Origin of the sequence: Limnohabitans sp. (genome assembly GCF_030158565.1) — a bacterium.
In the GTDB taxonomy this organism is placed as follows: Bacteria; Pseudomonadota; Gammaproteobacteria; order Burkholderiales; family Burkholderiaceae_C; genus Limnohabitans_A.
Genome location: NZ_JAOASQ010000068.1, coordinates 18,005 through 28,683, shown reverse-complemented (window position 1 = coordinate 28,683; position 10,679 = coordinate 18,005). Strand labels below are relative to the sequence as shown.

Annotated in this window: 9 protein-coding genes; 3 read left to right on the top strand and 6 right to left on the bottom strand. The window is 62.8% G+C overall.

Going from position 1 to position 10,679, the window contains the following annotated elements:
* From Q1W40_RS13915 to Q1W40_RS13890, 6 genes are all read right to left on the bottom strand, one after another.
* On the bottom strand, positions 1-307 hold a 307-nt coding region (locus tag Q1W40_RS13915; protein ID WP_300713074.1), incomplete at its 3' end, for an ATP-binding cassette domain-containing protein.
* Entirely contained in the window at positions 304-1,278 is a 975-nt protein-coding gene (locus Q1W40_RS13910; protein ID WP_300713072.1) for a branched-chain amino acid ABC transporter permease, read from the bottom strand. The genes Q1W40_RS13910 and Q1W40_RS13915, both read right to left, overlap by 4 nt.
* Positions 1,275-2,150: a branched-chain amino acid ABC transporter permease gene (locus Q1W40_RS13905; protein ID WP_300713070.1), complete on the bottom strand. Its 876-nt coding sequence runs from the start codon at positions 2,148-2,150 to the stop codon at positions 1,275-1,277. The genes Q1W40_RS13910 and Q1W40_RS13905 overlap by 4 nt, the downstream gene beginning before the upstream one ends.
* A 122-nt stretch (positions 2,151-2,272) precedes the next feature.
* The gene (locus tag Q1W40_RS13900; RefSeq protein ID WP_300713078.1) at positions 2,273-3,391 is read right to left on the bottom strand and encodes an ABC transporter substrate-binding protein; all 1,119 of its coding nucleotides are present in this window, start codon (positions 3,389-3,391) and stop codon (positions 2,273-2,275) included.
* A 185-nt stretch (positions 3,392-3,576) separates the two neighbouring features.
* Complete coding sequence (locus Q1W40_RS13895) at positions 3,577-5,316, bottom strand: FAD-dependent oxidoreductase (RefSeq protein ID WP_300713068.1); 1,740 nt, start codon at positions 5,314-5,316, stop codon at positions 3,577-3,579.
* A gap of 1 nt (position 5,317) precedes the next feature.
* Positions 5,318-6,124, bottom strand: coding sequence for a ThiF family adenylyltransferase (locus tag Q1W40_RS13890; protein ID WP_300713066.1), 807 nt, complete (start codon positions 6,122-6,124; stop codon positions 5,318-5,320).
* A 104-nt stretch (positions 6,125-6,228) separates the two neighbouring features.
* Between Q1W40_RS13890 and Q1W40_RS13885 the strand changes: the two genes are divergently transcribed.
* The 3 genes from Q1W40_RS13885 to Q1W40_RS13875 are packed head-to-tail and all read left to right on the top strand — an operon-like array spanning position 6,229 to position 10,658.
* Complete coding sequence (locus Q1W40_RS13885) at positions 6,229-7,275, top strand: Gfo/Idh/MocA family oxidoreductase (protein ID WP_300713064.1); 1,047 nt, start codon at positions 6,229-6,231, stop codon at positions 7,273-7,275.
* Between the two features lie 10 nt (positions 7,276-7,285).
* Positions 7,286-8,119 (top strand): IclR family transcriptional regulator, encoded by an 834-nt coding sequence (locus Q1W40_RS13880; RefSeq protein ID WP_300713062.1) that lies wholly within the window; start codon positions 7,286-7,288, stop codon positions 8,117-8,119.
* Between the two features lie 13 nt (positions 8,120-8,132).
* Complete coding sequence (locus Q1W40_RS13875) at positions 8,133-10,658, top strand: FAD-dependent oxidoreductase (RefSeq protein WP_315168330.1); 2,526 nt, start codon at positions 8,133-8,135, stop codon at positions 10,656-10,658.
* Positions 10,659-10,679: the final 21 nt, after the last annotated feature.

Genomic DNA, 10,679 nt, shown 5'->3' with positions numbered 1-10,679 from the left:
CGATCAGGTTGTCGCGCACGGTCATCTTGCCAAACACCTGCAGCGTCTGGAAGGTACGGCCCACGCCACGGCGGTTCAGCTCCAGCGGGCCGAGTGTGGTGACATCCTGGCCGTTGAGTTCGATTTTTCCCTCGTCGGGTGTGATCTGGCCCAGCATGCTGTTGAACAAGGTGGTCTTGCCCGAACCGTTGGGGCCAATCACGCCGAAGATCTCGCCAGGGCGCACTTCGAAGGACACACCACCGACGGCCTGGATCGCACCGTAGGCCTTTTTCATGTTGGTGACTTTGAGGACGGGCTGGATCATGCTTTGACTCCTTGGGCAGCGCGGGCGGCCGAAGCCTCACGCGATTGGCGGCGCGCCTTGAGGCGGTCAGGGATGCTGAGCAAGCCATCGGGCAGCCAGATCATGAGCACGACCACGGCGGCGCCGAACACGAACAAATACCAGGCTTGCGCAAAACGCAGCCACTCGGGCAAAACCACACCCACAGCAGAGCCCAGCACCGGCCCGAGGAAGTAACCTGGGCCACCGACCACCACCATCAGGTACATCATGATGGACGCGCCGACGGTGAACAAAGCCGGGTCAATGAACTGCACTTGCGAGGCATACAGGCCACCGGCCACACCGGCATAGACCGCGCCAATGGCGAAGCTCAGCAGCGTGTAGCTGCGGGTGTCGATGCCCAGGCTCTCGGCGCGGATCGCGTTGTCGCGCAGCGCCGTGAAGGCCTTGCCCCAGGGCGAGCGCAGCAGGCCCCACAAGAGCAGCGCCAGCACCACGGTGAAGGTGAGCACCAGGTAGTAATAAGCCAGGTTGCCATCGAAGCTGATGCCGCCCAGGCTGGGGCGTGCGATGTTGTTGATGCCGTAAGTGCCGCCTGTGAGCCACTCTTCGTTGCGCATCACCAGCCACAAGGCGGTGTTGAAACCCAGGGTGGCAAAGGCCAGGTAAATGGTTTGCACACGCAGCGCCGGAAAGCCCAGCGCCAGACCCACCACAAAGCAGAACAAAGCCGCCACTGGCAGACCCAGCCAGAAGCTCAAGCCCGCCTTGAGGAAGATGGCCACGGTGTACGCGCCAATGCCAAAGAAGGCGGCGTGACCCAGCGACTTCTGACCGGCGTAACCCACCGTCAGGTTCAGGCCCATGGTGGCGATGATGAACACCAGCCAGGTGGTGAACATGTGGATGCCGTAGTTCTTGAGGAAGTTGGGCACCACCACCAGCGCGGCCAGAGCGACCAGCGCGAACAACAGGTTGAGCTTTTTCATACTTTGCGCTCCTCTTTCTTGCCGAGCAGGCCTTGGGGCTTGAACAGGATCACGACCATGAAGATGATCAGCGCGACCGCATCTTTGTAGGCGGGCGAGATGTAGGCCGCAGCCAGGTTCTCGCACACGCCGACCAGCAAGCCGCCCAGCAGTGCGCCGCGCGAGTTGTTGAAGCCGCCGATGATGGCCGCAAAGAAGGCCTTGTTGCCCAGGCCCTCGCCCATGTCGAACTTGGCCAGGTATGTGGGGGTCACCAGCAGGGCCGCTGCGGCCGCCAGCATCGCGTTGATCGCGAAGGTGTAGAAAATCATGCGCGGCACATTGATGCCCAGCACCGAAGCGCTCTCGGTGTTTTGCGCCACCGCCTGCATGGCGCGGCCCGTGACGGTTTTGTTCAGGAAGGACTGGGTCACCAGCACCAGCACCATGGCCAGCACAAAGGTGCCGACATCGCTGGCCGAGAACGTCACACCCATCACATCAAAGATCACGTCGGGGAACACTTGGGGGAAGGGTTGGGGCTCGGCGCTGTAACCCGCGCGCACACCGTTGCGCATGGCGATCGACAGGCCGATGGTGGCCACGACGATCGGCATCATGCCGTACTTGAACAGGGGGTCCACCAGACCACGCTTGAACAGCCAGCCCAAAATCAGCACCGACAGCACGATGGTCAGGGCAAAGGCGACATACAGCGACAGGCCCGAGCCCATCAGCATCACCATCATGAAGGCGGGCAGCATGACGAATTCGCCTTGCGCGAAGTTGATGGTGCCGGACGCCTGCCACAGCAAGGTGAAGCCCAAGGCCGCCAGCGCATAAATGCTGCCGGTGGCCAGGCCACTGAAGAAGAGTTGTAAAAAGTCGGTCATGGGTGAACTCCGAAAACGGGGAATGCAGGCCATCCACAGGCTGCCTGCGCGGGCTGAAACGTCCCACTTGGCCGGAAAAAAGGCGGACCCCACAGGAGCCCGCCTTGATTCACGAAAGCGAATTACTTCTTGGCGTTCAAAGCTGGCAAGGTGGCGTTGATCACAGGGTGACCGTTCTTGACCTCGACCAGGAAGCTTTCGCGGTCCAGATCACCCTTGTCGTCAAAACACACGTCCATCAAGATGCCGGGGTGTTGCTTGGCGCTGAAGCAGCTGTTGCGAATTGCAGCAGCCGTGGCTTTGCGGTCGACCTTGCCGACTTTTTCCATCGCGGCCTTGAGCACGTACATGCCGGTGTAACCCTTGATGCCGTTGTGGTCCGACTCAGATTTGTATTCGGCCTTGTACTTGGCACCGAAGGCCTTGAACGCGGGTGCATCGACCGTCAGACCCACGTGGGCCAAAGCGCCGTTGGCGGCTTCACCGGCCAGCTCGATCACTTTTTGACCGGTCAGGGTGGTTTCACCGATCAGCATTTTCTTCACACCTTGCTTGCGGAACTCGCGCAGGGCACGGGCAGATTCTTCTTCGTTGGTGTAAACGAAAATTGCGTCGGCATCGGTCTGCTTGGCTTTCAAAACAGCGGCAGAAAAGTCCACCTGGCCAGCGTCGGTCGAGATGTCGGCCACGATCTTGGTGGAGGTGCCTTCCAGCAGTTTGGTCAGGGTGTCACGACCGCCTTTGCCGAAGTCGTTGTTCACATAGACGATGGCCAAAGTCTTGGCTTTGGAGTTGATGAACTTGGCCAACTTGGGGAAGGACACGCTCTGACCAAAGGCCGTGCGGAACACATAAGGGTTGCCTTGTGCGGTGATCGCAGCGGCTTCACCACCGGTGAAGTTGGGCGTTTCGCCACGCTTGGACTCGGCCATGGAGACCATGATGGAGCCGGAGTACACGGGGCCAAAGATGGCGAAGGTGTCGTTGTCCACCGCCTTTTGGGTCAAGCCCTTGGCCACGCCAGGGTTGGTCTGGGTGTCTTCGGTGGTGTAGCTGATTTTCTTGCCCAGGATGCCGCCAGCGGCGTTGATTTCCTTGATGGCCAGCTCCACACCGTTCTTGAACACGGTGCCAGCGGTGGTGCCGGGGCCAGACAGTTCAACGATGTTGGCAATCTTGATGTCTTGGGCCAGAACCTGGCCAGACACGGCCAGTGCAGCGCAGACGGCCAGGGTTTTCAGGGTAGCTTTCACAGAGGTCTCCTCGTTGGTGGAATCAGGCCAGCGTGCACGGCCAGGGGGTTGAAAAAACGTTTTTCCATGCAGGGCAAGGTGTTGGGAATGTAGTGCTCAATTTCAGAATTCTTGCCAACAGACAGGGGACAATAGTTCGATGATCGCGCAAAAACGTTCGATGAACGAACGAATTAGGGGTTAAACCCGAGGGTCGTGGGTGCCGCCACTGCATGTCGCGCCGCCAAAAAGGCGAACACCAAACCCGGTCCAATCGTGATGCCGGGTGCGGGGTACACCCCGCCCATGATGGAATTCATGTCGTTGCCCACCGCATACAAGCCCGCGATCACTTGCCCCTGAGCATTGAGCACCTGCGCGTGTTCGTTGGTCTGCAGGCCTTGCGCTGCGCCAATGTCGCCGGGGTAGAGCTTGACCGCATAGAAGGGGCCCTCGCTGATCGCACCCAAGTTGGGGTTGGGGCGACCGGCTGCGGCATCACCGATGTTCTGCTGGTAGGCCGTGACACCGCGCTGGAACTGTGTGTCCACACCGGTCTTGGCGAAAGCGTTGTTGTCGGCCACCGACCGGGTCAGGCCCTCAGCCGGAATGCCCAGCTTGTCCGCCAGCACATCCAGGCTAGCGCCTTCGGTCAGGTAACCGTCGGCCAAAAACGGGGCCAGGCCTTTGCCTCCGGGGCGCACCATGCCCATGCCGTATTGACGCAGGGCTTTGGCATCGGCCACCAGATAAGCAGGCACAGCTTTCTGCGCCGCCTGCATGCCCAGCGCAAACAGGTGGTACGAAGTGCTCTCGTTCACAAAGCGCTCACCGGCCCGGTTGACGGTGATCATGCCGGGCTTGGCGCGGTCCATCACAAAATGCGGGAACACGGCCGTGCTGCCATCGGCCCGTTTTCGTAAAGAGACCGGCGCCCAGAATGCAGGGCTTTGTGCGCCCTGCCCTTCGACTGCGCCCAGGCCGCGTGCCAGGGCCAGCGCCTCGCCAGTGTGGCCAGGGGCGGCGGGGCACCACTCGGCGGGAATGCCGGGCAATTTTTCAGCGCGCAAAACCGGATCGCGGTTGAAGCCACCACTGGCCAGCACCACGCCTTTTTTAGCCAGCACGCGGGCATTGCCGGTGACACTGCTCAAACGCACGGCCACCACGCGGCCGCTGGCATCGCGTTCCAACGCATCGACCGAAGTGTTCAGCGCCAGCGTGGCATGGTCATGTTGTTGCAAGGAATGGAGCAACCGCCCCACCAGCGCGTTGCCCATCACCAGGCGGGTGCCGCGTGCATGCGTCAAGCGATCGCGCAGGTGCCGCCACACGATGCCCACCGAATGCTTGAGCGAGGCCCAAGACTTCGTCATGGCCAACAAGTGGTTGATGTCGGTGCGGTCCACCATCATGCCGCCGAGCACGGTGAATTCGGGGATCGGCGGACGCAGCAGCGGAAACAAATCACCCAGCAAACGGCCATCGAAAGGCACGGGCTCCAAGGCACGGCCGTTCAAGGTCGAGCCGGGCAAGTCACTGATGTAGTCCGGGTGCTTGGGGTAAGGCCGGTACTTCATCGAAGACTGCGCTTCGATTTGGGCCACCGCCTCGGCGCCATGCTTCAAAAAGGCGTCACGCAAAGCGGCAGGCGCTTGCTCGCCCACGGCGTGGTTCAGGTATTTTTCGGCTTCGGCCAGCGTGTCTGCCGAATTGACCTTGGTGCTGTGGTGCGTGCCCGGCACCCAGGTGGTGCCCGCCGACCAGGCGGTGGTGCCGCCGACATATTCGGTGCGCTCGACCACCAGCACCTTGGCGCCGTCGATGGCGGCAAACACCGCCGCCGACAAACCCGCGCCACCTGCACCAATGACCACGAGGTCAAACTCGGTGCCGTCTTTCAAGCCATCCAGACCGTTCTTCAGCACTTGCATTTCATTTCCCCATCAAGAATTCGACCATCAGGTCTTTGACCTGCGCGAACATGTCGGCCCCGGTCAGGGTGTTGCAGCCCAATGCACGGGCTGCGGCAATCATGGGCGGCACGGCGGGCGCAGTGATCACGCAGCCGACAAACATGTCGCGCGTGAAGCGGCTCGAATCGATGGGATGCGGATCGCCTTCTTTCATGCCAATCGGTGTGGCATTGATCGCCACGTCAAAGCCTGTCGGATCGCTGCTGCCAACCACCACACGGCACTGACCCAGCGAGGCCAGGCGCTGCACCAGCGCGTCGCGGCGCGCCGTGTCTGCATCGTGGATGGCCAGCTCGCGCACGCCGCCAGTGGCCAACGAATAGGCGATGGCCGAACCGGCTCCGCCTGCGCCCACCAGCAAAGCCTTTTTGCCCTGCAGGCTGCAGCCCTTGAGCGCCAGGGCTTTCACATAGCCCAGGCCGTCGAACATGTCGCCGTGCCAAGTGCCATCGGCATTGCGGCGCAAGGTGTTGATGGACTTCAAAAAAGCGCCTCGGTCAGAGGTGGTGGCGCACAGATCAAAGTAGGCGAACTTGTGGGGCACGGTGACGATGATGCCGTCCACGTTTTTCGACAAGGACACCCCCGCCGTCCAAGCGGCCAGATCGGCCGGGGCCACATGGGCCGGAATGCACAAGGCGTTCAGCCCCGCATCCTGAAAAGCCTGGCTCACCCCCGCAGGCGATTTAACTTGGGCAATCGGGTCGCCCACGATGAAGTGCACCCGCGAGGCACCGTCCAGATTCAATGGCTTGTTCGAGTTCATGGCCGCGATGATACATAAAAACGGAATTTGATTCTACTTTTGAATTTATTTCCAAAATTCAATATACTCGGCCCATCAACCCACTTGCTCACCCGCAAAGACCCATGCAAAAGTTCCCACTGGCCGTGATTGGCGCTGGCGTGATTGGCCGGACGCACATCGAGCGCATCCTGAAAACACCCGAGTTCGCTCTGGTGGGCGTGGCCGAGCCCGGGCAGGCCGGGCGCCAGTGGTGCGCCGAGCGAAACATCCCTGTTTTTGAAAACCACGAGGCTTTGCTGGAAGCTACCCGCCCCCAAGGCGTGGTGATCGCCACCCCCAACGCCACCCATGTGGACGTGGCGGCCGACTGCATGGCACGCGGCATCGCGGTGCTGATCGAAAAGCCGGTGGCCGACACGCTGGCGGCAGCCGAGCGCTTGATCCAGAACGAAAAAGACACAGCCGTGCCGGTACTGGTGGGCCACCACCGTCGCCAAAACCCGATCTTGCAAAGGGCCCGACAGATCGTTGCGGACGGGCGCTTGGGCCAAGTGGTCAGCGCCAACGTGATGGCCAACTTTTACAAACCCGCCGCCTACTTCGATGTGGCCTGGCGCCGCCAAGCCGGTGGCGGGCCGGTGCTGATCAACCTGATCCACGACATCGACATGCTGGTGTTTCTGCTGGGTGAAGTGCGCGCCGTGCAAGGCTGCCTGTCCAGCGCCGTGCGGGGTTTTGAAGTGGAAGACACCGGCTCGGCCTTGTTCGAATTTGCATCTGGCACGCAAGCAGTGATGACGGTCTCGGACACCGCCGTCTCGCCCTGGTGCTGGGACCTGTGTGCAGGCGAGCAAAGCCAATATCCGCGCCAAAACGTGCAGTCGCACTTTTTGTCGGGCACGCATGGCTCGCTGTCGCTGCCCGATCTGGCGCTGTGGCGCTACGAAGGCGAGCGCCACTGGCACCACGAAATGATGCGCGAGCAAAGCCGGGTACACGAGATCGACGTCTACGTGCAGCAGCTGCGCCACTTTCGCGCCGTGGCCGAGCGGCTCGAACCGCCGATTTGCTCGGCACTGGACGGCTGGCGCACCCTGCAAGCCACGCAAGCCTTGCTGCAAGCGGCGCACACGGGCCAACGCCAAACCTGCCCCACATTCACAGCGTGAAGGAACACACATGAGCGGCGTCCTCGAACGAACCCTGGGCATTCTGGAATTGCTCTCGCAACACGGTGAAGGCCTGGAGCTGGCCGCGATTGCCGACCAGCTGGACATTCCCCGCAGCGGCACGCACCGCCTGCTGACCGACCTGGTGCGTCTGGGCTATGTGCGCCAGACGCGCGGCCACGGCGACTACCTGCTGACCACCAAACTGGTGTCCATGGGCCTGAGTTATTTGAGCAACAGCGGCATCGTGGACATCGCGCAGCCCCTGCTCAACCGCTTGGCCGAAGTCTCAGGCGAGTTGGTGCGCTTGTCGGTGGTCGATGGCGAACGCCTGACCTGGGTGGCCCGCGCTCAAGGCGCCCGCCAGGGCCTGCGCTACGACCCCGACATGGGCAGCGATGCCCGCCTGTCCTGCTCCTCATCGGGCTGGGCCTTCTTGTCCACCCTGAGTGAAAACGACGCATTGGCGCTGGTGGCCAAACAAGGCTTGGGGTCACCCGAGCAATTTGGCCCCGCCGCCCCCACCAGCTTGCAAGCGGTGATGGAAGCTGTGGCCCAAACCCGCGAGCGCGGCTACAGCCTGACCACCGACACCTACACCGTGGGCCTGTCGGCCATGTCAGCGCCTGTGCGCTTTGCGGGTCAGCCCGCTTTTGGTGTGCTCACCATCGCAGGGCCCACCGTGCGCTTCACCGCCGAAAAAATGGCCGAGCTGGCGCCCGAGCTGATCAGCACCGCACAGCAACTGGCCGCATCGAGCGGTGCCTCGCCCTTCTTCAGCCTCACGGCCGAGACCGGCAGCGCTTCGCCCACCGATGGCCGCAAACCGATTTATGCGGTGTGACATGGCCCAGCCGATGAACGCCGCAAGCCCCACACCCGAACACTGCGACCTGCTCGTGGTCGGCTCCGGCGCGGGCGCGCTGTCGGCCGCTGTGACCGCAGCCCACCTGGGCCTGAAAGTCATAGTGGTCGAGAAAGACCCGCAATACGGCGGCACCACGGCCTGGTCGGGCGGCTGGATGTGGGTGCCGCGCAACCCGCTGGCCGTGGAGGCGGGCCTCGTCGAGCGCATTGAAAAACCTCTTTCGTACCTGCGCCGCGAGCTGGGTGAGAAGTTCGACGAGTCACGGGCGCTGGCCTTTTTGAACAACGGCCCGCGCATGGTCGAGTTCTTCCGCCGACACACCGCGCTGCAGTTCATCGATGGCAACGCTATTCCCGACTTCCATGGCCACACGCCAGATGCGGCCGTGGGTGGCCGATCGATTTGCGCGGCCCCGTTTGACGCCCGCCAACTGGGCGACCGCCTGCATGACCTCAAACCGCCTTTGCACGAGACCACGCTGTGGGGCATGGGCATCGCCTCAGGCGCGGAGCTGCGGCATTTTTTGAACGCCCTGCACAAGCCTGCATCGTTCTGGGTCGTCACCAAGCTGGTGCTTCGCCACTGGCGCGACCTGCTGGTGCATCACCGAGGCACGCGCCTGGTCAATGGCAATGCCTTGATCGGTAGGCTGGCCAAATCGGCTTTCGAATGGGGCGTTGACATTCGCGTGAACAGCCCTGCCCTGCGCTTGCTGCAGGACGGCGGTCGCGTCACGGGGGCTGTGATCCAAACACCCCAGGGCGAAACCAGCATCCACGCCCGCTGCGGCGTGGTGTTGGCCACGGGCGGCTTCCCGCACGACCCGGCCCGCAAACAACAACTGCTGCCCCACGCGCCCACCGGTCAGGAGCACTGGTCGGCGGGCAACCGCGGCAACACCGGCGACGGCCTGCGCTTGGGCGAATCCGCAGGTGGTGTGGTGGCGGGCGCTCTGGTGCAAGCCGCCGCGCTGGCCCCCGTGTCGCTGGTGCCTCGCCAAGACGGCAGCGTGGCGCACTTTCCGCACCTGATCGAGCGCGCCAAACCCGGCCTGATTGCTGTGACGGCGCAAGGCCAACGCTTTGCCAACGAAGCCAACTCGTACCACGACTTCATGCAAGACCTGCTGGCCGCCACACCGGCCGGGCACAAGCCCGAGGCCTGGCTGGTCTGCGACCACGCTTTCATCCGCTACTACGGTCTGGGCGTGGTCAAGCCTGCGCCCATGCCGCTCGGCCCTTGGTTGAAGAATGGTTACCTGAAGCGCGGGCACAGCCTGGCCGAACTGGCCCAAGCTTGCGGCATCGACGCCAAAGCCTTACAGGCCACGGTGCAGCGCTACAACGCGCTCACGCAAGACGGCAAAGACCGTGACTTTGGCAAAGGCGAAACGCCTTACAACCGCATCCAGGGCGACGCCATCAAGGCCACGCGCCGCGGCCTGCGCAACCCCTGCATGGGCCCCATCGAGCGTGGCCCTTTTTATGCCGTCAAAGTCGTCATGGGCAGCTTGGGCACCTTCGCCGGTTTGCGCGTGAACGACCATGCGCAAGTCACTGACGCCCAAGGCCAGGCCATCCCGGGCCTGTATGCCGGAGGCAATGACCTGAGCAGCATGATGGGCGGCCACTACCCAGCCGGCGGCATCACGCTGGGCCCGGCCATGACCTTCGGCTTCATCGCCGCCCACCACGCCGCTGGCCGCGACTTGGACAACTCCCCCCTGACGAGCAACACCCTGTCATCTCCGGCACGCACCCTGTCATCCCCTGATTCCAACACTTTGTCACCCCGGACTCGATCCGGGGTCCATGCCCGCACCCCACTGCATGCCGGATCAAAGTCCGGCATGACAGCCCCTCTTCACACCCATCAGAAAGCCCACACCATGTACTACGAACTCGCCACCATGACCCTGCCCTTTGGCACCGCAGGCCAAGCCGCCACGAACGTACAGGCCTTTGCCAGCGCCCCCGAAGCCCAAGGCGAGTTGCTGGGCTGCTGGTTCACCGACATCGGCGTGCTCAACCAGATGATCGTGCTGCGCGGCTTTGCCACGCTCGATGCCTTGCAGGCCGAGCGCGAACGCACCCAGCAAAGCGCCAACCCCTTTGGCTGCGGCGAGATTTATCAGTCGTTGGAACAGCACAGCTACAAAGGCTTCCCCTGGATGAAGCCCGTGCGCCCCAGTGCCGAGTCCGGCATCACAGGCCCGGTCTACGAAATCCGCACTTACGGCATCAAAACCGGTGGCGTGCAGCCCACCATCGACCTGTGGGAGCAGTACGTGCCCGCACGCGACAAGCTCTCGCCGTGCGTGGTGGCCATGGTGGCACTGGACGGCCCGCTGCGCTTCACCAACATCTGGGCCTACGACAGCCTGAACGCCCGCAGCCAGATCCGCGGCGAAGCCGTGGCCCAAGGCATCTGGCCCCCCAAAGGCGGTCCAGCCCACCTGACCACGAACATGGTCTCGACCATCGCCATGCCGACCGGTGTGTCGCCTTTGAAATAAAACATGTCTTTGCTGTTCTGG